We start from the raw sequence: 21,811 nt of genomic DNA on the forward strand, positions 1-21,811 counted from the left end.
ATCATTTTTCTATAGAGGATAATCTATGCAGTCATTCAATCCACCTATAAGAACACTTATGGGGCCTGGTCCATCAGATATCCATCCTCGTGTTTTGCAAGCCATGGCTCGCCCAACCATTGGTCACCTTGACCCCGCTTTTATCGGCATGATGGACGAAGTAAAAGCACTGCTAAAATACGCTTTCCAAACAAAAAATGAGCTAACTATGCCTGTTTCCGCGCCTGGCTCAGCCGGTATGGAAACCTGTTTCGTTAATTTAGTCGAACCCGGTGACAAAGTTATCGTCTGTATCAACGGGGTGTTCGGTATGCGCATGAAAGAAAACATCGAACGCTTTGGCGGCGAGGCGATTGTGGTTGCCGATGACTGGGGCACCGCGGTAACGCCAGCCAAAGTCGAAGCCGCTTGTTGCGCGCATCCTGATGCGAAAATTGTTGCCTTTGTGCACGCAGAAACCTCCACCGGAGCTTGCTCCGATGCAAAAACGCTGTGTGAAATTGCCCGTAAACACAACTGCATCAGTATTGTTGACGCAGTAACCTCTCTTGGTGGCGTTGAGTTACGTGTTGATGACTGGGGGATTGATGCCATCTATTCAGGCACGCAAAAATGCCTCTCCTGCGTACCCGGCATTTCCCCTGTTTCTTTCTCTGAAAAAGCGCTGGATAAAGTCCGCAACCGCAGCAGCAAAGTACCAAGCTGGTTTTTAGATCTTAACCTCGTGATGGGCTATTGGGGTAGCGGAGCAAAACGTGCTTATCACCACACCGCTCCGGTGAACACGCTATATGCGCTACACGAATCGCTGGTGATGCTAAAGAACGAAGGGCTGGAAAATGCTTGGCAGCGTCACGCCAATCTACACCAAGAATTAAAAATCGGCTTAGAAGAAATCGGCATTAATTTTGTCGTAAATGAAGCCGAGCGTTTACCGCAGCTAAACTCAGTTTGGATTCCAGAAGGCGTTGACGACGCGCAAATTCGTAGCACCCTTTTAAACGAATACAACTTAGAAATTGGTGCGGGACTTGGCGACTTTGCCGGTAAAGTTTGGCGTATCGGCTTAATGGGCGAATCCTGTAAAAAAGAAAAAGTACTCTTTTGCGTTGCCGCGCTAAAAGCCGTCTTAGGCAAATAAGCCCCTTGCTCAGCCAAATTATTCTAGGCCACCCCACTCCGAAAGGCGCAGATAAATCCTGCGCTTTTTTGCTTTAACGACTTATCAAAACACCAAGAAGACTATGACAACCAATCGCATCGCAAATAAAACCGCTTTGATTACCGGCGCCACCTCCGGTTTTGGTAAAGCCACTGCACACGCTTTAGCACAGATGAATGTCAACCTAATTCTGTTGGGACGCCGTTCTGAACGATTACAAGAATTACAACAGACCTTGAGCAATCTGCATCCCAAATTACATCTGCGCACACTTGCTTTAGACATTAAAAAGTATGATGGGGTAAAGACGGAGTTGGAAGCAATTATGGCAAAAACACCGATAGATATTCTGATTAATAATGCAGGGCTCGCTTCAGGATTAAGCTCTATTGTCGATGGCGACTTAGACGATTGGGAGCAAATGATTGACACCAATCTAAAAGGTTTGCTGTACGTTAGCCGCACCATCCTACCGCAGATGAAACAACGCAACCAAGGGCATGTGATTAATATTGGCTCTATGGCTGGTAATACCACTTACCCAAACGGCAATGTGTACTGCGCCACCAAAGCCGCCGTTCACACTTTAGGCCAAGCAATGAATATTGATTTAACGGGCACCGGCATTCGCGTCTGTACGCTTGCGCCTGGCGCCGCCAACACGGAGTTTTCCGAAGTAAGATTTCATGGCGATAAGCTGAAAGCGGATAAAGTCTACCAAGGCTTTCAACCGCTTTTGGCCGAAGACATTGCCGAAATGATTGTCTATGTGCTTAATGCGCCTGCCCATGTAAACATCCAAAAAGTGGATATGATGCCAACAGCACAACGCACGCCTTATCATTTACATCAGGAAATCGACTAGACGAGCACCAATCTATTCAAAGCGTAAAATCCATGGCCAGCGTGTAAACGACAAAAATCAAAGCAAAACGGCTGTTTTGCAAGCAGGCTTATGGGTCACTTAACGGCTTAACAGCACCATGACTTCGGCGTGGTGAGTATGAGCAAACATATCAAACACACGTGCTTGTTGAACCCGAAAGCTGGTAAGCATCGCCAAATCCTTGGCTAAGGTCTGCGGATTACAGCTGGAATAAATCAGCGTCTGCACACTTGGACTGTTTTCTAGAAAAGCACACAGTTCTGCACCAATGCCTCGACGTGGCGGATTAACGATAACCGTGTCCGGCATTTCCACTGCGGCTTTTTCAGCACACGCAAACTCATCGGCACTGAGTGCGCGAAACGTCACACTTTCCAATCCCAATTCCGCTGCAGATTGTTGCGCGCTGGCAATCGCTTGTGAAGAAATTTCAATGCCGATGATCGGCTTCGAAACGCATTGGGCAGCATGCAGAGCAAAGCCACCAACACCACAAAACAAATCCCAAAGCTTTTCCGGTTGCGTTTGCATCAACCAAGCTTGAGCCTGTCGATACAATTCGGCTGCAACAGCGTCATTCGTCTGAAAAAAACTTTGCGGCTTTAAATGCAACGGTAAATCATTCAACCACATGGTTAAACTTTGCTGCGCAGTGAGGATAATCTCCTCCGGCCCCTCAACAATTGCCATCGGTACTGGCTGAATATTAACAGAAACCACTTGAATCGCCGGACAAGCACTCAAAAGTTGCGCCAATCCCTGACGCATCCGAGCAATCGCCTCTTTAGAGCGCACCACAAAACGCACCATCAATCCCTGTTCGCGTTCGCTGTAAGTCAGTAAAACGTATTTCAATTCGCCACTGCGCGCCACAATTTGATAAGGCGCTAAACAGCACGCAGTAATCCAATCTTTAATCGGAGTGAACGCTTGCGCCATCGCTTGCGGATAAAGCGGACAAGCGCTCAAATCTTGCGCAACCCCAGCATAATCGACAATCCCCAACTGCGGATTTTGCCAAGTACCACCGACCACCATCTTGGCTTTATTACGAAAGCCAAAAGGGGCGCTCGGCATAATTGGCAACCACTGTTGAGAGCCAACCATTGGCAATTGCGCCGCACAGGCTTGCTGTTTTTCGATTAATTGCTGCGCATAGGGTACCGGCAAATTCGTGCAAGAACGACATAAGCCTTGATTAAAATACTCACATCCGTTCATTGTGGGCTCCAAAACTCAGAAATGGCCGCAATGCCTTGCGCACCATGTTTTTTCGCCTGATCAAGCAGTGCTTTCTGCATTCCGCCGAGCGCATAAACAGGCACTGGAGTTTCTCTGACCATTTCAGCAAATGCTTCCCATCCTAGGGCATCCATATCGGGATGCGTTGCTGTTGGCAACACCGGCGATAGCAAAATAAAGTCCGCACCAATCTTTAACGCTTGCGCGATTTCTGCAGAATTATGGACAGAAGCACCAAGGAGTTTGTCTGTGCCAATCGGCCGGCGGTTATATTCAAATAACTGACTCGAAGCCAACTGGATACCATCTGCCATTGATTGCGCCAGCATCTCCGGCGTGCCATTTAGCATCAATTTCGCTCCAGCTTGATGCACTGCACCTAGATTATCCTGCGCCAGTTTGACGACGTCGATAGCCTGCAAGTCTTTGGCACGCAGTTGAATCAGCTTAATCCCTTGGCTAAGAAGCGACCTTACTTTATGACTAAAATCTGTCGCATCGACAAATTTACCACTGATTGCATAGCAATCACCTAATTCCAACGCACTCAGAATGCCGCGATTCGCTTCTGGAAAGGTCAATTCGCGCAAGGCGTTTTTGTTGAACCAACGCACCAACTGCCCCTCTTTTCCGTGCGGCGTGCCGTCAAACTCTTCTGTCTGATAAACGTGCAAACGCACAGTGACATCTGGATACACCCAAGGAATCTCAATCAGCGGTTGCCAGTTGCGAGTTTGCACCCCCAGCTCTTCAATAAATTCGCGTTCTAGCGCCGCTTGAATGCTTTCACCCGCTTCGACTTTACCACCAGGAAACTCCCAGTGATTGGCGTGACTTTGGTGCTTTTGGCGCAGACTCAGACAGATTTCATCTTGGCAGCGCAACACTCCGACTGCAATCGCCAGCTGTGGCGATAAGACTTGATTCATCTTTCCTTCCTTATTCCTATGATTGCTCGCTATTGTAAGGCAAACTTTTACGATAAAATATCTTCCTTTTTAGTATGTTAGCGACAGGATACGCGTGTTATGAGCCAATATTGGAGCCGATTAGTCCACAGCTTGACCCCTTATGTACCAGGCGAACAGCCAAAAGTGGATAATCTTATTAAATTGAATACCAATGAGAATCCTTATCCACCGTCGCCACAGGTTTTACAGGCGATTGCTGAACAGAACAATGAGAAGTTGCGCCTCTATCCTGATCCGAACTCGGATCTGCTCAAACAAGCAATTGCGAACTATCACGGCTTGAACAGCACACAAGTTTTTGTCGGCAACGGCTCGGACGAAGTACTGGCACACGCATTTCAAGCGCTGCTAAAACAAGATGCTCCATTGCTATTTCCGGACATCACTTACAGCTTTTATCCTGTTTACTGCGGTCTTTACGGCATCGAATACAATAACGTGCCGCTTAATGCTGAGTTTGCGATAGAAGTGGAAGATTATCAGCAGAAATGTGGCGGTATTATTTTCCCAAACCCAAATGCACCAACCGGTCGTCTGTTGCCGCTATCGGCGATTAAACAGCTTTTGGAAATGCACCCAAACCGCGTCGTCTTGGTTGATGAAGCCTACATTGATTTTGGCGGCGAAAGCGCCATCTGTTTGGTCAATGAGTACCCCAACTTATTGGTCAGCCAAACGCTTTCAAAATCGCGCTCCTTAGCCGGAATGCGCGTTGGTTTTGCGGTCGGGCAAGCACACTTGATTGATGCCTTAGAACGCGTTAAAAACAGCTTTAACTCTTACCCAATTGACCGTTTAGCGCTGTATGGCGCAACAGCCTCATTTGCCGATGAAGAATATTTCCAAGACGCTTGTCAAAAGATTATCAACACGCGTGAAACCTTGACCGCAGCGATGACTGACATGGGCTTCAAGGTCATTCCGTCAGCAGCCAACTTTGTGTTCGCCACCCATCCGCAAAAATCAGCAGAAGAACTCGCTTTAGCTCTGCGCGAACGTAAAATTATTGTGCGCTACTTCAATAAACCACGAATAGACCAATACCTACGCATTACCATTGGGACCGATGCGGAAAACCAAGCGCTGATTAATGCCCTGAAAACATTAACCGCAAACACAACCTCTGCGGCATAAAAGACCACAAAAAAAGCCGAGCTGGAAAATCAAGCTCGGCTTTTTTATGAGAACCAATTCACGTCACGATTATGAACGATACTCGGCGTTAATCTTCACATAGTCATAAGAAAAATCGCACGTCCAAACCGTTTCATCCACCGTACCGCGTTTTAAGACAATACGAATATCAATATCGGTTTGCTGCATAACCTCTTGTCCTTGCTCTTCGGTATAGCTGGCTGCACGGCCACCATTGGCGACAATACAGTACTCACCCAAATAAATTTCCAAAGCATTAATGTCTAAATTCTCTACACCGGCACGGCCAACCGCCGCAAGGATACGTCCCCAGTTTGGATCCGACGCAAATAAAGCGGTTTTAACCAACGGTGACAGCGCCACCGCATGCGCCACTTTCAAAGCCTCTTCGGTGGTATGCGCTTGCTCCACAATCACCGCAATAAACTTCGTCGCCCCTTCCCCATCGCGTACAATTTTTTGCGCCAAATCAGTCATCATTTCTAAGACTGCTGCTGCAAACTGCTGGTAAGCGACTGAACTAACCTCAGTAATCTCTGGCATATCCGCCTGTCCCGTCGCACTCAAAGTACAAGCATCGTTAGTGGAGGTATCGCCGTCAACCGTGATACGGTTGAACGATTTGGTGACCGCATCAGTCAACGCTTGTTGCAAACACTCTTGGCTGATTTTAGCATCGGTGGCAGCAAAACCAAGCATGGTTGCCATATTTGGGTGAATCATTCCCGAGCCTTTAGACATACCCGTTAAGGTCACTTGCGCACCGTCAACATCCACCACTTTGCTGTAAGTTTTCGGCACGATATCGGTCGTCATAATCGCACGCGATGCCGCAAACCAACCATCAATCGCACTATTCGCGCACGCATCCGGAACACCCGCTGCGAATTTTTCCATCGGCAAATTTTGGCCAATTACCCCCGTTGAAAACGGCAGAATCTGTTGCGGCGAACACCCGAGCTCTTGCGCCACTAAAGCACAGGTTTGCTGCGCATCCAACATGCCTTGCTCACCCGTACCGGCATTGGCGTTACCAGCATTAATTAAGAGCGCACGCGGCGCTTGTGTCGCCAAATGCGCTTTGGCCAAAGTGACCGGTGCAGCACAAAATTGGTTGGTCGTAAAGGTTGCCGCGGTGCGAGTGCCTTCAGCCAGTTCGATAATAACCAAATCTGGTTTACCATTCTTTCTGATTTTTGCGGCGGTGGTGCCCAAATAGATACCACTAATCGGATGCAGGGTTTCGGTTTCGGTTTCGGTTTCGGTTGCAGTGCTCATTTTTTCTCCTTTGCAACTTGGCTCTGGCACTCTAGCGGCCAAAGCAAAAACAGCGTGCTTAACGAAAAAACCCATCGTGAGAGTCGTCTCAGCGATGGGCTTCGGTCTAAATTTGACAGTTATCTTAGCTTAATTTGCCGCAACACTGTTTATATTTTTTGCCCGAGCCACAAGGACAAGGATCATTACGCCCAACCTTTGGTTCATCACGGCGATAAGTGCTTTCATCTTGAACATCCACGGCAGACGCTTCCGCACTACCGTTAATCGCGTCCGAAATACTCGCCGCTGCAGGATGATTGGCTTGCAATGTTTGCGGTTGATGAGGTTGATCTTCATAATCCGCAACATCTTGCTGACCACCAATTTGCACAAGTGACAGAATTTTCACCGTCTCGCTCGTCACTTCATTCAAGAACGCTTTAAATAATTCGCTCGACTCACGGCGATACTCTTGGAACGGGTCTTTTTGTGCGTATCCGCGCAGGTGAATCCCTCGACGCAGATAATCCATTTCGGAAAGATGCACACGCCATTGTTTATCTATGGTACGTAACAGCACTTCTTTTTCAAAATGGTGACGAGTTTTCTCATCCACCACCGACATTTTAGTCAAATAAATCTCTTTTAATTCAGCAACCACTTTTTCAATCAGCGTTTCTTCGTACAGATTTTTATCTTCTTCCAACCACTGCGCTAAAGGCAGACGCACACCTAATTCCTCATGCAAGGCATTTTCCAAGTTCGGAATATCCCACTGCTCATGCAAAGAACCGGCCGGAACATAAATGCCCACCAGCTGTTCGACCACTTGCTCACGCAAACCATCGACCACATCGGTCACTTCAGCCGCATCGGCCGACATCAACTCATTACGCTGGGTATAGACCACTTTACGTTGTTCGTTCGCAATATCGTCAAACTTAAGCAAATTAGCGCGTTCATCTTGATGTAAACGTTCAACTTGTTTTTGTGCACGTTCAATCGACTTGGTGACCATAGTGTGCTCAATCGCTTCATGCGATGTCATACCAAGACGTTTCATCATGCCCTTGACCTTGTCAGAAGCAAAGCGGCGCATCAAATCATCATCTAAAGATAGATAGAAACGAGTCACACCGACATCCCCTTGACGACCAGAACGACCGCGCAACTGGTTATCAATACGACGTGATTCATGGCGCTCAGAAGCAATAACTTTTAAACCACCTAAGGCTAAAACCTGATCATGACGCACTTTCCATGCGGCTTTTACTTCCGCAATCTGCTCAGCTGTGGCCTCGCCCAACTGTTCAATTTCCAACTCCAAATTGCCGCCTAAAACAATATCCGTTCCACGTCCCGCCATATTGGTGGCGATGGTAATGGCGCCCAGCCGACCAGCATCGGCAATAATATTGGCTTCTTGTTCGTGGTGTTTGGCGTTCAATACACTGTGTTTGATTTTTTCTTTGTGGAGTAAGCGCGACAAAAGTTCTGACATTTCAATCGACGCGGTTCCGACTAAAATCGGTTGGCCAGTTACATTGGTTGCACGAATATCTTCAACAATAGCGGCAAACTTGCCCTCCATATCCAAGAACACTAAATCCGTTAAATCTTGACGCTGTGGCGTTTTATTCGGCGGAATGACTACCACTTCCAAACCGTAGGTAGAAAGAAATTCACCGGCTTCAGTATCGGCAGTCCCTGTCATCCCCGCTAATTTGTTGTACTGACGGAAATAGTTTTGGAACGTAATCGACGCAAAGGTCTGACTCTCTTGCTGAATTTTTACGCCTTCTTTTGCTTCAACGGCTTGGTGCAGACCTTCCGACCAACGACGTCCTTGCATTTTACGGCCAGTAAATTCATCGATAATCACCACTTGGCCATCTTCAACAATATAATCTTTGTCTTTTTCAAACAGAATATGAGCGCGCAAAGCGGCATTAATATGAATCATTAAACCGATGTTGGTCGCATCATAAAGTGAATCTTCGGCCTCAAGCAGCCCTACCTCAATCAACAACGCTTCAACTTTCGCATGGCCGTCATCGGTCAGAAAAATCTGACGCGATTTTGCGTCCACAATATAATCGCCGCTCTGCTCTTTGGTTTCTGGATCCTCTTCACCCTCTTCCAACTGACTGATTAACGGATTAATTTTCTGATACAGTTCGGCCTTATCTTCTGCCGGACCGGAAATAATTAATGGGGTACGCGCTTCATCAATCAGAATCGAATCAACCTCGTCAACCACCGCAAAATGTTGCGCACGCATCACGCGCTCTTCAGCAAAAATTGCCATATTATCGCGCAGATAATCAAAGCCAAATTCGTTATTCGTACCGTAGGTAATGTCCATCGAATAGGCAATTTGCTTTTCTTGCTGACTTTGTCCAGAAAGAATAACGCCGGTGCTTAATCCTAAAAAACCGTACAGCTGTCCCATCCATTCAGCATCACGCTTAGCGAGATAATCGTTGACGGTAATCACGTGCACGCCCTTACCTTCCAAGGCGTTAAGATAGGTTGGCAAAGTCGCCACTAAGGTTTTACCTTCACCGGTACGCATCTCGGCAATTTTACCTTGGTGCAAAGCCATGCCACCAATCATCTGTACGTCATAATGACGCATTCCAAATACACGTTTTCCAGCTTCACGCACCACCGCAAAAGCTTGCGGAAGAATATCATCCAAGGTTTTACCGGCCGCTAAAGCCGCTTTAAACTCTTCGGTTTTCGCTTGCAACTGAGCATCACTGAGGGACTCAAAATCGGCTTCCAGCACATTAATAGTTTGCACTTCTTTACGATACTGTTTAAGCAGACGATCGTTGCGGCTACCGAAGATTTTCTTGAAGATATTGAACGCCATGGATTAATTCATTCCGGTTTTTTAATGAGGGTTAACAATTAGGGTGTCAAATTTCGAACGGTTAAGTTCGGGCAAAACAGGGCAAATACCATCGCTTTTTAAGGACGATATACGGATTTTCAATGCAAACCGCAAATTATAGAGACTTGTTCAGTGTCTCCTTAATTGTTATAAAATTATTTTGCCCATCTAATTTACTGATTTTATACGGTAAAATGAGCGAATATTCTAGCACAATAGAAGTTGAGCACAGAGTGAAACCACTATTAAATCAAGCACGCGGCAATTTAAAAAACTTATTGGAAAGCGCGCAAGTTTATCAAGCTTTACTTGATACCGGACGCGATCACTTGCCCTATGAAATGCAAGCGCATCTTTTAGGGGTTGGCTTTGAGGGCCAGGAGCTGCTGTTGCAGATTGACTCGCCAGCATGGGCAACACGGATGCGCTTTTACGAACCGACAATTTTAGGGACATTCCAACAGCACTTTCCGCATCTGCAACTGCGTAGCGTTAAGGTAGCGGTCTTACCGAATGAGGAGCGCCCCAAACCTAAAAAAGTCATGCAAAGCCACCCAAGTCAAAGCGACGCACTGGCCATGCAACAGCTCAGTCAAAACGTCGAATCTAAAGAGTTACGCGACGCCTTAATTAAATTAAGCCAAAGAGCGCAGAAGCCGCGCTAAAAGCCAACGAAACCAAATAAAAAGCCCGCTTTAGCGGGCCATTCAATCGGGTGAAACATCTAGTGGAACTTAATTAAACAACCATCGTACTGGCATAGCTGACTGGCGGTTTCGCATCTTCGTAAGTCACCAATTCAAACGCATCTTCATGCGCGATTAAAGCGCGAATCAGTTGATTGTTTAAAGCGTGTCCCGATTTAAAGGCGTTGAACTCACCAATTACCGGATGACCCAGCATATATAAATCCCCTACTGCATCAAGGATTTTATGGCGTACAAATTCGTCTTTATCCCGCAAACCTTCAGCATTTAAGACGCCATCATCATCCAATCCAATGGCGTTTTTAAGACTGGCACCCAAACCCAAATTATTCGCGCGCAGCAAATCAATGTCCTTCATAAAACCAAAGGTACGCGCGCGTGAGACTTCTTTAAAGTAGGCTGTCGAGGAGAAGTCTAATGTCATGCTTTCTGCGGTATTGTCAAAGGCCGGATGTGAAAACGAAATAGCGAAATTCAAACGATATCCATCGTAAGGAACAAACTCCGCCCAACCACCTTGCGTATTTTCAACTCTAACCGGCTTGGTAATACGCACAAACTGTTTTGGCGCCTGCTGACGCTTAATCCCAGCAGACTGCAACAAAAACACAAAATGCGAAGAACTGCCATCCATAATCGGCACTTCATCAGAGGTAATATCGATATACAGATTATCAATCCCGACGCCCGCCAAAGCCGACATCAAATGCTCTATAGTGGCGATTTTCTGCAGATCATCATTATCTTGATTGATAATCGTAGTACACAAAGTGGTTTCGCCAACAATGTGTGGCGACACTTTAAATTCGATGTTGGGTTCCAAATCGATACGGCGAAAAACAATGCCGGTATTTTCTGCTGCTGGACGCAACGTCATAATCGACTCATGCCCGGTATGCAATCCGATACCGCGCGCCTTTATAGAATTTACAATGGTTCTTTGATTCAAGGTAAAACTCGTTTTCGTTTTTAGCCGATACAAAATACCGACAATAATGGCATTCAAAATAACTGCACATTGTTTTTTATTACCGAAGAATTTCGTCAATTTCTCGACTGAAACCCCGTTAGCGTTCAAACAGAGCGCTATTCGCTATCGCTTATGTGTGCAAAATTAAATGCAGATATTACCACAAGTTCGATACAGCCTGAGCAAATTCCCTTTCAGACAAACGTTCGACATCACCAAGAAAGAAAGCTTGCGGTAAGTACTGAGTGCCTCGAAATTGCTCCTGACCATGTATGACACGCCTCGTACTATTTGCCGTGCTTGAAATCCATTGGACGGTTTGTGTGGTTAGCAAGTAAGATTTACCGAGCAGCATTCAATCAAAATGGCCGGTCTATTTTAGAAACTTTTCTTAAACCACTCTTTTAACGAACGCATCGAATCGAAAATGCTGTCTAAAAACCCTGGGCTATCCGATACAGCCACTGGGTAAATGTGGTTTGGATTGTGGTAGTCGAAATTTTGCGATGCGTACTGCAATAATCCAAGTGCCGAAGAGTACTCCGCATTACTCACTTCGTTCAAAATCCCGCCAACAAACATGTCATTTTTTGGCGAGCCTATTCGCACCGGCATATCAAAAATTTCTTCCGCGAGCGGATTACTGCCAAACATCATTGAAGAACCGCCAGTTATGACAATCCCTGCACCAAACATCTCTTTCGAAAAACCGTCGCGACGTAAACGTTGCTCGACACTTTCAAATATTTCTTCCATACGTGGGCGAATCACTTCTGAAAGCAGACGTTGATTCAATTTAAACGGTTCGCGTTCACCGACACGCTGCACATCAAATTCAAAATTTTCTTTGATAAGACTTGGCATTGCACAGCCGTAACGTACTTTAATCTCTTCTGCCGAATCGGTCGGTGTATTAAAAGCAATCGCAATATCGTTGGTGACGTAGTTACCGGCAATCGGCAGCACCGAGGTATATTGCATCGAACCATTCCGATAGACGGTGATGTCGGTCGTGCCGCCGCCAATATCGACCACACAAACCCCTAAAGCTTTTTCGTCATCGCTCAACACCGCTTCACTGGCTGCGTATTGCGCCAAAACCGGAGTCGCATTTTTTAGCCCAGCGGATTGCACGCATTTTTCAATGTTTCGCACCGCGCTTTCGCTGGCGGTAATAATGTGGGTTTTTACCTCCAAGCGCTTGCCCACCATACCAACTGGCTCGACAATTCCTTCCTGCATATCCAGAGTAAACTCTTTAGGTAACACGTGCAGCATACGCTCTTCAGACTCAGAGTATTTGCCAGTATGAGCTTGCTCGTTAACCCGTCGAATGTCCTCATCGGTCACTTCATCATCAATGGTGATAACCCCATGTGAATTAATGCTTTTTATATGACCGCCAGTAATGCCAATATAAGCAGTATCAACGATATCAACACGATAACCAGCCACTTCCAAAGCCTCATGCAAGGCGGTTTCAATCGACTTTTTGGTCCCTTCGATATGAATCACCACTCCGTTACGCAATCCTTTAGTGCGCACCGATTTGTATCCGCGCACATTAATTACATTACCGGTAATCTCGCCAACAACCGCTTTGATTTTTGAGGTGCCAATATCCAAACCGACAATGGTTTTTGTACCCGATTGATTACTCGCCATCCGTGTGACTCCGTCCTACCTTAGCTAGAGTGTAAAATTGATTGCCGTATTTTTGAAAACACAAAAACCGACCTTTGACGCTATTGCTTAATCGCCTTTTTGGGCAATAACAAAACCATTACTATATCTTAAATCAAAGGTTTGTGCCGACTTTCTAACAGCCTCAGTTAGCTGCGGATAAGCCTGAAAAAACTGCTGTAATTTGGCTTCCCAATCGACTTCTTTAAGAATAAGTTGTTGTTGATTGGCCAATTCGATGCGCCAAATATCGCCGTTTTTTTGACTCAAACCAATCACCATAAAACCCTGTTCTTGAAACAAGGGCGCTATTTCTTGAAAGCGCTGCAAGATGGCGCGACTGTTTTTTAACTCACCATCCAACACCATATAGTTTTCATAACCGCTTAAACTGCGCGGAAAAAACACACGACCTTCTTGATTAATCAAACCAGCCTCGCCCCAGCGTGCCAATGGCTGCTGCTCAAAGATATGGATTTTTAACTGGTTCGGCCAAACTCGAGTCACTTCGGAGGTAACCACCCAATCCAGTTGATTCAGTCGCCCCTGAATCACCTCAATCGGTACATCCCAAAAAGAAGCCCCCATATAATCTTGCAGAATCGCATCGACATCTTCGGGGGAAACTTCATTTAAACCCGCGCTAGACACAATGCTGTATTCGGTAACGCTTTTAGAAAACCAATTATCCGCTGGCTTATTCGGCAATAAAACCCACGCCAGCATCAACACCACCAACCCAAAAGTCAGCAACCAAAACGCCACTTTCGGCAATTTCGAAGGTTCTGAAGCAGACTCTTCGGATGCTGGCTCCGCAGCAAGAAGTTCGGCGGTCTTATTTTGCATAAGCCCTCTCTTTTTTAACTCGCGGTTAATAGTATCTGCTTAACCAACTGCTCAAAGCTGATTCCTGCTTGCTTGGCCGCCATCGGCACTAAAGAGTGATCGGTCATTCCCGGTACCGAGTTCAACTCAATCAGCCAAGGTCGGTTTTGCTCATCCAACATCAAATCCACCCGCCCCCAAGTTTGCGCACCGACCACCGAAAACGCACGTAATATCAACTGCTGCAACTGCTGCTCCTGCTCAGCGGACAAGTCCGTTGGGCAGAGATATTGCGTGTCATTGGACTGATACTTCGCCGAGAAATCATAAAAACTATGGCTGGTGCGTAACTCAATCAACGGCAAAGCCTCGCCATTCAACACAGCCGCAGTATATTCTCGTCCGGTAATCCACTGCTCAATCAACACTTCGTCATCATATTGTTGCGCGGTCTGTACTGCCGCCGCTAACTGCTCGCGGTGATCCACTTTCTGCATACCAATACTGGAGCCTTCGTGAATCGGCTTGACGATAACTGGAAAATCCAACGTAAAATTCGTTAAATCCAATGGGTTTTGCGCATTCACCCAAACAAAATTCGGAGTTGGCAAACCGGCACCTAACCACATCCACTTGGTTCGTAGTTTATCCATCGCAATCGCCGACGCTTGCATTCGACTGCCAGTAAACGGCATTTGCAAATCATGCAAAATGGCCTGTACTGTTCCATCCTCACCCCAACGACCATGCAATGCGATAAATGCTACATCATACGCTTCTGCAATCTCTGCCAGCTGATGCAAACTGCTCACGTCAATAGCGTCCGCCGCAATCCCCTGCGCTTGCAAAGCGGCCGTTACCGCTGCGCCGCTGCGCAATGACACTTCGCGTTCGGCCGCCTTGCCGCCCATCAAAACCGCAACTCGACTCTGTTCCGTCAATTGAAAACCCACGACTTATTCCTTTCTTCTTATTATCCGTTCAATGCGCGCTATCGACTGCTGACTGCGACCATTTTTTAGCTACTTGGCCTATATCTCCAGCCCCCATCACCAATAGCAAATCATCATTCGCAAGAATATCGCTGCACAATTGTTCTAACTCATTCAAGCTTTCGGCATAAAATCCGTGACCACCACGCATCCGGAAAGCTTGCAACAAGGACTTGGAATCAAAGTTCGCCAATGGGGTTTCACCGGCTGCATAGACTTCGGTCAAAATAACCAAATCGGCCATAAGTAAGGCTTGCACAAAATCATCAAACAAATCACGCGTACGACTGTAACGATGCGGCTGAAAAACCAGCACTTTACGCTGCTGCACAAAGGCGTTGGCCGCGGTGTCTAAAGTCGCTTTTAACTCGGTCGGATGATGCCCATAATCATCGACCAAAATGACCGATTTACCGCCAATCCAACGCTGCGGATAAACCTCAAAACGACGCCCAACACCGGCAAATTCTAGTAACGCTTGTTGCATCGCCTCGGTGGAAGCCCCTAACTCCAAAGCAACACTAATCGCTGCCAATGCATTCAACACATTATGTTTACCAGGGATATTCAAACAGACTGGCAACAACGCCTGCTGCCCAGGGAGCAACACATCAAAAAACATCTGTGTGCCTTGCGAACGCACATTCAAAGCGCGCACATCCGCTTCTTCACAAAACCCATAGCTGATGAATTTCCGGCTGATCTTCGGCAGCAATTTACGAATATTGTCATCTTCAAAACAGACGATCACCTTGCCGTAAAATGGCAGGCGGTGAATAAACTCAACAAAGGTATTTTCCAGCTGTAGATAATCACCGTGATAAGTCTCCATGTGATCTTCATCGACATTGGTGATTACCGAAAGCATAGGCATAAGATGTAAAAAGGAGGCATCAGACTCATCGGCTTCGGCCACCAAATAATTACTGGTGCCTAAACGCGCATTGCTGCCGACTTGATTGAGTTTACCGCCAATCACATAGGTTGGATCTAAACCGGCTTGGGTTAAAATCGCCGCGGTTAAACTGGTCGTAGTGGTTTTACCGTGCGTACCGGCAATGGCAATCCCAAAACGCATCCGCATTAATTCAGCCAACATTTCAGCGCGAGGAATAACGGGAATACGCATTTCACGAGCCCACTCCACCTCTGGATTGCCCTTGCCGATTGCGGTCGAAATCACCACCACATCAGAATTTTTAACGTGCTTGGCTGCGTGCCCGATTTGAATTTGTGCGCCTAAGGCACTGAGATGTTCTACCGATGGGTTCTGCCGGATATCCGAACCACTAACGCAATACCCTAAATTAAGACAAACTTCGGCGATACCCGCCATGCCGACACCGCCGATGCCGACAAAATGAATCTGTTTTACCTGATCTTTCATGTGCGAAAAGACATTCCCGAGAAAATTAACAATGGATGAAATTACGCATATGATACATGGCTTAAAGAACAAAAGCGGGCCTAAATTCGCACCAAAAGTCTCACTAAGAGAGCATCGTGTCGGGCTTTGAGGCCATTTGGACTTGTGCAGAGCGCCTTAAAGCGAAAAAAGGCGACTATTGCAAACGGGGCTTAGGTGCATCGTCATCAGATGGCGTCTCGTGCGGCGCTCGCACCGGCTCTGGCACAACCCAATATACCTTCGCTAAAATCACCGCCAACTGCGATGGCACTCCGAGCGGGTCAGTAATTTCATACACTGAACCCGCATTTTCAACCTTACCGTCAGCGAGAGCTAAATCCACCATCGCCATAATTTTTTCCGTGCCGTCACCTCGTAGCTCTCGGTTTTCAGGATTCCACCACAACAATAGACGCGGCTCATCACTGAGATGCGGTAAGGGAATCAATTCCAACTGAATCCACTGCAGTGGCGATTTGGTTGAATCACTCGATTTATCAGACATAATCAGCTCGCCATCATCATTAAATTACCCGCTATCTTAACAGCCAAGCTAAATCCCTTTGGATGAAACCCTCTTAAAAGCGAGCAAAATCAATTTTTTGGAACCCATAAAACAAAAAGCCCCGCAACCTATTGGCTCGGGGCTTAATGCGCTTTACAAGAAAAGACAGCCTTACAGCAACATCTCTTTAGCTTCTTCGATCGATGTGACCAAACGGTCAATATCGTCAAAACTGTTATAGACACCAAACGAGGCGCGCACCGTTGCAGGGACATTAAAATGCTGCATCACAGGCATGGCGCAATGATGACTCGCGCGGACAGCAATCCCATCTTGATCCATCAACGTCGCCATATCATGCGGATGGACGCCATCAATAATAAACGACAGGACGCCACCTTTATGCTCCGCCTCACCAATAATCCGCAAACCCTCAATCTGCTTGAGTCGCTCAGTCGCATAAGCCAGCAATTCAGCTTCATAAGCCGCAACGTCCGACAAACCGATGTCATTTAAAAAACGCATCGCCTCTGCCAAACCAATCGCCCCTTCAATATGCGGTGTACCTGCTTCAAATTTATAAGGCAGGACATTGTATTCAGTCTTATCAAAGGTCACCGAATAAATCATATCGCCCCCCCCCTGGTAAGGCGGCATCGCCTCCAACAAAGCCTCTTTGGCATAGAGCACACCAATGCCAGTCGGGCCGTACATTTTATGGCCAGAAAGCGCATAAAAATCGCAGTCGATATCCTGCACATCCACCGTCATATGCGGTGTCGCTTGCGCGCCATCAACCAATATCTTCGCGCCAACCGAATGCGCAATTGCCGCCATCTCTTTGACCGGATTAATGCTGCCTAATGCATTCGACATTTGCGTGGTGGCAATCAACTTGGTTTTTTCCGACACCATGCCCTTTAAGGCATTCATACAGACTTCACCACGTTGATTGATGCGCAACACCGATAATCGAATACCAATCTGATCACGTAATAACTGCCAAGGCACAATGTTCGAGTGGTGCTCCATTTCGGTGATAATAATTTCATCGCCAGCCTGCAAATTGCTGCGCGCCCAAGATTGAGCCACTAAATTAATCGCCTCAGTCACACCGCGCACAAAGACAATTTCACGGGTAGATTTCGCATTTAAGAAAGTACGTGAAACTTCACGCGCCCCTTCATACAGTTCCGTTGCGCGCTCACTCAGACCATAAACACCACGATGCACATTGGCATTTTGCCAACGGTAATAATCGTCAATCGCTTTAATGACGCGTTCCGGTTTTTGCGATGTGGCACCATTATCCAGATAAACCAACGAATGACCGTTTTCAGTCTGTTGCAGGATTGGGAACTGCGCGCGAATTTGTGCAAATTTTTGTTTCATCTAGTTACTCTTTACCCTGTGAGCTTAAGCGGACTCAAGATGCGTTTTCGCTAAAGCGATTTCCAACTGCGCCGTCACCCATTGACGAATTTGTGGATTGCCAATTTCTTCCACCGGCTCTAACAAAAACGCCTTAGTAATCATCTGCATTGCCGCAGCTTTACTGATGCCGCGTGCTTGCAGATAAAAAATCTGATTATCATCAATTTGGCCGGTCGCAGAACCGTGCGAACAAAGCACATCATCGGCATAGATTTCAAGCTGTGGCTTCGCATCCATTTTCGCTTTATTCGAAAGAATCAGGTTTTTATTATCCATCTGCCCATCGGTTTTTTGCGCTTGCTGATCAACCCGAATCATGCCGTTAAAGACACCCACCGCACTATCGTCTAAAACAAACTTATGTAACTGGCGACTAAAACCGTGTTCATCGTTATGTTCGGTATACGTACGTGAATCAACGGTTTGCGACTTACGCGCAACACAAGCACTGTTTTGCGTATTTTCAATATGCTGACCATCCATGTACAGATGATTTTGTTGACGTGAAAGCATGCCACCAATCGATGCAAAGAACGTATCAAAGTGACTGTTGTCGGCCTGAGTAACAAACTGATTATTGAAGTAGAAACTGTCATCATGCTGCTGCTGCACAATAATTTGCTTAACGCGCGCCTGCTTCGCAATGTCGATTTCCGTCACGATATTATTGCAAGCAGCACCATCGCCATAGACCGAAACATAATGCTCAACCAGCGTCACTTCGGCATTCTCGCCCACGCTAATAGCGTTGCGTATCGTACACAAACTGTCTGGCTTGCTCTGTAAATGCAAAATAAACAGCGGCAATTCTAAAGCCGTATTCGCGTTGACTTGCAACGCAAAACCGTCTCGCATCAACATGGTATTTAAGCTACCAAATGGCTCTGTCAAAACACGGGCTTGATTTGCGAATACACGTTCAAGCTCACTGTTCATACTCAGAGAGTCCGCAAAAGACTCTAAGCTGACGCCCTTGGGCAACTCGCTTAAATCGTCAGACAGCGACTCGCTAAAACGACCATCTACAAAGACCAGCTTAATTACTGGAAAACTCGGCATATAAGCGGCAATTTTATCGGCGACGTTCTCAGAAGCGGCCACCGCACTAAAATGATGCTGGATAAACCCAGTCAACTTAGTGTACTGCCAATCCTCGTCTTTGGCGGTTGGAAAAGCTTGTCCTGCAAACGCTTGCTGCGCCTGCTCACGTACTGCTTTTAAAACGCCGTTTTCAGTTTCGCTTACCCGACTCGCTTGTTGCAGATAAAAATCACGCGCTTGTTGCGCGACTGGAGAGAGTTTCTTCGCCATTTGCTTATTCCCTCTCAATTATGCGTCTTGGTGCTGCTTGATGATCTCATCGTAACCGTTCTCTTCGAGTTCCAACGCCAATTCAAAGCCGCCAGACTTCACGATTCTGCCGTTATACAACACATGAACATGATCCGGTTTGATGTAGTCCAACAAGCGCTGGTAATGGGTCACGATAATAAATGAACGCTCAGCGGTTTTTAAGGTGTTCACCCCGTTAGCCACTAGACGTAAGGCATCGATATCCAAACCGGAATCGGTCTCATCCATAATGCACAGTTTCGGTTCAAGCAGCGCCATTTGGAAAATATCGTTACGTTTTTTCTCGCCGCCGGAAAAGCCAACATTCACCGAACGCTCAAGTAAATCAGCACGCATCTCTAATAAATCAATTTTTGCTTTGGCATATTCATCAAAGTCAAACATATCCAGTTCCGGCAAACCGCGCTCAGCGCGCATCGCGTTCACCGCTGTCTGCATAAACAATTTATTTGAAACCCCAGGTATTTCGACCGGATATTGAAACGCTAAAAACAAACCTTTGCGCGCACGTACTTCTGGATCCATATCCAGCAAGTCTTCGCCATCAAACTGCACTGAGCCTTCGGTGACAGCGTAGTCTTCACGGCCGGCTAACACGCTGGCCAAAGTACTTTTACCCGCACCGTTTGGTCCCATAATGGCGTGCACTTCACCAGGGTTAACCTGTAGATTCAACCCTTTCAAAATCTGCTTGTTGGTCTCTTCCACTTCGGCTTGTAAATTCTTAACATCTAATAACATTTCTTAAAACCTTTGACTTTATTCACGGCCAATGCCTTAGGGCACTTGGCAGTCTGAAAATAGTATTGTTAATTTCAATTGTTGTGGCAGCTTAACCGACCGACCCTTCCAGACTGATCGCCAAGAGCTCTTCCGCCTCTTGCGCAAACTCCAGCGGCAATTCGGAAAACACCTCTTTACAGAAACCATTCACAATCATCGAAATCGCATCCTGTTCGGAGATACCGCGTTGCTTGCAATAAAACAACTGATCTTCGCCAATGCGCGAAGTTGTTGCTTCATGCTCAACCTGTGCGGTTGGGTTTTCCACTTCGATATACGGAAAAGTGTGCGCGCCACATTGGTCGCCAATCAACATCGAATCGCACTGCGTGAAGTTACGTGCGCCCTGTGCGCTTGGCAAAATTTTCACCTGACCGCGATAGGTATTATCACTGCGCCCAGCAGACAAGCCTTTAGAGATAATGGTGCTGCGGGTATTTTTGCCAATATGAATCATCTTGGTGCCGGTATCCGCTTGCTGACGGCGGTTGGTTAAAGCGACCGAATAAAACTCGCCAATCGAATTATCACCTTTCAAAATGCAGCTTGGGTATTTCCAAGTAATTGCCGAACCGGTTTCAGCCTGGGTCCAAGAGAGCTTCGAATTTGCGCCTTCACAAATACCGCGCTTAGTAACAAAGTTCAAAATACCGCCTTCGCAGTCATCGTCACCCGGATACCAGTTCTGCACAGTGGAATATTTCACCTCTGCATCTTCATGCACAATAACTTCGACCACCGCAGCGTGTAACTGATAGGTGTCACGCACCGGTGCAGAACACCCCTCCAGATAAGAAACGTAAGCGCCTTTTTCCGCGACTAGGATGGTTCGCTCAAATTGCCCGGTTTTCGCTTCGTTGATACGGAAATACGTGGATAAATCAATCGGGCATCGCACCCCTTCAGGGATATACACAAAGGTCCCGTCTGAGGCGACCGCCGAGTTCAACGCAGCGAAGAAGTTATCGTGATACGGCACCACCGTGCCGATGTATTTCTGAACTAACTCAGGATAATCTTGCACCGCTTCCGAGAAAGAACAGAAAATGATACCGTATTTTTCCAACTCTTCGCGCTTCGTTGTCGAAACGGAAATCGAATCAAAAATCGCATCAACAGCGACATTCGAGTCATCACCGGTAATCGGCACACCCAGCTCAGCAAATGCTTTGGCCACTTCTGGATCAATCTCTGGCTCGCCGCCGTCACTGGAACAAGCGTCGCCACAAGCTCCGCATTCAGGGGCTGAATAGTAAGAATAATCTTGATAATCAATCGGCGTGTATTTTGATTTCGCCCAGTGAGGTTCTGGCATGGTCAACCAATGGCGAAAAGCTTTTAAGCGAAAATCCAACATCCATTGCGGCTCGTTTTTCTTAGCCGAAATCGCGCGAACCACATCTTCGTTCAAACCATTGGCAAAAGTCTCTACCTTCGTTTTGGTCTCAAACCCTTCACGATAAGTAAACTTCTTTTTCAGAATTTGGTTAATTTCTTCATATTCGGTCTCAACCTGTGGGGTTAAGTCGACCATTTGATCAGTCTGAGCCATATCAATAACGCCTAATATTTTAAT

18 protein-coding genes are annotated in these 21,811 nt (G+C 46.7%); 4 read left to right on the forward strand and 14 right to left on the reverse strand.

The genetic code is table 11. The annotated features are described in order from the left end of the window. Window positions 1-25: 25 nt before the first annotated feature. Both HRR27_RS09590 and HRR27_RS09595 read left to right on the forward strand, forming a co-directional pair. The gene (locus HRR27_RS09590; protein ID WP_173273210.1) at window positions 26-1,141 is read left to right on the forward strand and encodes a pyridoxal-phosphate-dependent aminotransferase family protein; all 1,116 of its coding nucleotides are present in this window, start codon (window positions 26-28) and stop codon (window positions 1,139-1,141) included. A 103-nt stretch (window positions 1,142-1,244) separates the two neighbouring features. Then, window positions 1,245-2,027, forward strand: coding sequence for an SDR family NAD(P)-dependent oxidoreductase (locus HRR27_RS09595; RefSeq protein WP_173273213.1), 783 nt, complete (start codon window positions 1,245-1,247; stop codon window positions 2,025-2,027). Between the two features lie 99 nt (window positions 2,028-2,126). Here HRR27_RS09595 and rlmC read toward each other — a convergent pair whose 3' ends face one another. Together rlmC and HRR27_RS09605 are read right to left on the reverse strand one after the other, a co-directional pair. Further along, window positions 2,127-3,269, reverse strand: coding sequence for a 23S rRNA (uracil(747)-C(5))-methyltransferase RlmC (gene rlmC / locus HRR27_RS09600; protein WP_173273216.1), 1,143 nt, complete (start codon window positions 3,267-3,269; stop codon window positions 2,127-2,129). Further along, the gene (locus HRR27_RS09605; protein WP_173273221.1) at window positions 3,266-4,219 is read right to left on the reverse strand and encodes a Nudix family hydrolase; all 954 of its coding nucleotides are present in this window, start codon (window positions 4,217-4,219) and stop codon (window positions 3,266-3,268) included. Before HRR27_RS09605 ends, rlmC begins: the two co-directional genes overlap by 4 nt. 99 nt (window positions 4,220-4,318) lie before the next feature. On the opposite strand from HRR27_RS09605, the gene hisC reads away from it, so the two are divergent. Next, a complete protein-coding gene (gene hisC / locus HRR27_RS09610; protein ID WP_173273224.1) occupies window positions 4,319-5,395 on the forward strand; it encodes a histidinol-phosphate transaminase in 1,077 nt (358 codons plus the stop codon). 69 nt (window positions 5,396-5,464) lie between these two features. On the opposite strand, the gene argJ is transcribed toward hisC, so the two are convergent. Together argJ and secA are read right to left on the reverse strand one after the other, a co-directional pair. Beyond that, complete coding sequence (gene argJ, locus HRR27_RS09615) at window positions 5,465-6,694, reverse strand: bifunctional glutamate N-acetyltransferase/amino-acid acetyltransferase ArgJ (RefSeq protein ID WP_173273227.1); 1,230 nt, start codon at window positions 6,692-6,694, stop codon at window positions 5,465-5,467. A gap of 124 nt (window positions 6,695-6,818) precedes the next feature. Next, window positions 6,819-9,554, reverse strand: coding sequence for a preprotein translocase subunit SecA (gene secA, locus HRR27_RS09620; RefSeq protein ID WP_173273229.1), 2,736 nt, complete (start codon window positions 9,552-9,554; stop codon window positions 6,819-6,821). 254 nt (window positions 9,555-9,808) lie between these two features. Between secA and HRR27_RS09625 the strand changes: the two genes are divergently transcribed. Next, window positions 9,809-10,240 (forward strand): DciA family protein, encoded by a 432-nt coding sequence (locus HRR27_RS09625; RefSeq protein WP_173273233.1) that lies wholly within the window; start codon window positions 9,809-9,811, stop codon window positions 10,238-10,240. Between the two features lie 73 nt (window positions 10,241-10,313). On the opposite strand, the gene lpxC is transcribed toward HRR27_RS09625, so the two are convergent. From lpxC to sufB, 10 genes are all read right to left on the reverse strand, one after another. Then, window positions 10,314-11,231 carry a UDP-3-O-acyl-N-acetylglucosamine deacetylase gene (gene lpxC / locus HRR27_RS09630; protein ID WP_173274304.1) on the reverse strand — a complete coding sequence of 306 codons (918 nt, stop codon included), beginning with the start codon at window positions 11,229-11,231 and terminating at the stop codon, window positions 10,314-10,316. Window positions 11,232-11,630: 399 nt separating this feature from the next. Next, entirely contained in the window at window positions 11,631-12,917 is a 1,287-nt protein-coding gene (gene ftsA / locus HRR27_RS09635) for a cell division protein FtsA (RefSeq protein WP_173273236.1), read from the reverse strand. An 87-nt stretch (window positions 12,918-13,004) separates the two neighbouring features. Beyond that, window positions 13,005-13,781, reverse strand: coding sequence for a cell division protein FtsQ/DivIB (locus tag HRR27_RS09640; RefSeq protein WP_173273239.1), 777 nt, complete (start codon window positions 13,779-13,781; stop codon window positions 13,005-13,007). 14 nt (window positions 13,782-13,795) lie between these two features. Then, window positions 13,796-14,713 carry a D-alanine--D-alanine ligase gene (locus HRR27_RS09645; RefSeq protein WP_279585863.1) on the reverse strand — a complete coding sequence of 306 codons (918 nt, stop codon included), beginning with the start codon at window positions 14,711-14,713 and terminating at the stop codon, window positions 13,796-13,798. A 28-nt stretch (window positions 14,714-14,741) separates the two neighbouring features. Beyond that, the gene (gene murC, locus HRR27_RS09650) at window positions 14,742-16,139 is read right to left on the reverse strand and encodes a UDP-N-acetylmuramate--L-alanine ligase (RefSeq protein ID WP_173273242.1); all 1,398 of its coding nucleotides are present in this window, start codon (window positions 16,137-16,139) and stop codon (window positions 14,742-14,744) included. Between the two features lie 175 nt (window positions 16,140-16,314). After that, the gene (locus HRR27_RS09655; protein WP_173273243.1) at window positions 16,315-16,665 is read right to left on the reverse strand and encodes a hypothetical protein; all 351 of its coding nucleotides are present in this window, start codon (window positions 16,663-16,665) and stop codon (window positions 16,315-16,317) included. Window positions 16,666-16,836: 171 nt separating this feature from the next. Next, complete coding sequence (locus tag HRR27_RS09660; protein ID WP_173273244.1) at window positions 16,837-18,057, reverse strand: aminotransferase class V-fold PLP-dependent enzyme; 1,221 nt, start codon at window positions 18,055-18,057, stop codon at window positions 16,837-16,839. 24 nt (window positions 18,058-18,081) lie between these two features. Continuing rightward, window positions 18,082-19,410, reverse strand: a complete 1,329-nt coding sequence (gene sufD, locus HRR27_RS09665; protein WP_173273245.1) for a Fe-S cluster assembly protein SufD — start codon at window positions 19,408-19,410, stop codon at window positions 18,082-18,084. A gap of 18 nt (window positions 19,411-19,428) precedes the next feature. After that, a complete protein-coding gene (sufC, locus tag HRR27_RS09670) occupies window positions 19,429-20,193 on the reverse strand; it encodes a Fe-S cluster assembly ATPase SufC (protein WP_173273246.1) in 765 nt (254 codons plus the stop codon). A 91-nt stretch (window positions 20,194-20,284) separates the two neighbouring features. Continuing rightward, complete coding sequence (sufB, locus tag HRR27_RS09675; RefSeq protein WP_173273247.1) at window positions 20,285-21,787, reverse strand: Fe-S cluster assembly protein SufB; 1,503 nt, start codon at window positions 21,785-21,787, stop codon at window positions 20,285-20,287. Window positions 21,788-21,811 lie beyond the last annotated feature (24 nt).

This window comes from Thiosulfatimonas sediminis, from assembly GCF_011398355.1.
GTDB lineage: Bacteria > Pseudomonadota > Gammaproteobacteria > Thiomicrospirales > Thiomicrospiraceae > Thiomicrorhabdus > Thiomicrorhabdus sediminis_A.

Bases quoted from the DNA above. Each gene is read 5' to 3' on its own strand.
- HRR27_RS09595 (WP_173273213.1), top strand. From the start codon at position 1,245: ATGACAACCAATCGCATCGCAAATAAAACCGCTTTGATTACCGGCGCC.
- ftsA (WP_173273236.1), bottom strand. From the start codon at position 12,917: ATGGCGAGTAATCAATCGGGTACAAAAACCATTGTCGGTTTGGATATT.
- sufD (WP_173273245.1), bottom strand. From the start codon at position 19,410: ATGGCGAAGAAACTCTCTCCAGTCGCGCAACAAGCGCGTGATTTTTAT.
- argJ (WP_173273227.1), bottom strand. From the start codon at position 6,694: ATGAGCACTGCAACCGAAACCGAAACCGAAACCGAAACCCTGCATCCG.
- sufB (WP_173273247.1), bottom strand. From the start codon at position 21,787: ATGGCTCAGACTGATCAAATGGTCGACTTAACCCCACAGGTTGAGACC.
- HRR27_RS09660 (WP_173273244.1), bottom strand. From the start codon at position 18,057: ATGAAACAAAAATTTGCACAAATTCGCGCGCAGTTCCCAATCCTGCAA.
- sufC (WP_173273246.1), bottom strand. From the start codon at position 20,193: ATGTTATTAGATGTTAAGAATTTACAAGCCGAAGTGGAAGAGACCAAC.
- HRR27_RS09640 (WP_173273239.1), bottom strand. From the start codon at position 13,781: ATGCAAAATAAGACCGCCGAACTTCTTGCTGCGGAGCCAGCATCCGAA.
- hisC (WP_173273224.1), top strand. From the start codon at position 4,319: ATGAGCCAATATTGGAGCCGATTAGTCCACAGCTTGACCCCTTATGTA.
- HRR27_RS09655 (WP_173273243.1), bottom strand. From the start codon at position 16,665: ATGTCTGATAAATCGAGTGATTCAACCAAATCGCCACTGCAGTGGATT.
- murC (WP_173273242.1), bottom strand. From the start codon at position 16,139: ATGAAAGATCAGGTAAAACAGATTCATTTTGTCGGCATCGGCGGTGTC.
- rlmC (WP_173273216.1), bottom strand. From the start codon at position 3,269: ATGAACGGATGTGAGTATTTTAATCAAGGCTTATGTCGTTCTTGCACG.
- HRR27_RS09590 (WP_173273210.1), top strand. From the start codon at position 26: ATGCAGTCATTCAATCCACCTATAAGAACACTTATGGGGCCTGGTCCA.
- HRR27_RS09605 (WP_173273221.1), bottom strand. From the start codon at position 4,219: ATGAATCAAGTCTTATCGCCACAGCTGGCGATTGCAGTCGGAGTGTTG.
- secA (WP_173273229.1), bottom strand. From the start codon at position 9,554: ATGGCGTTCAATATCTTCAAGAAAATCTTCGGTAGCCGCAACGATCGT.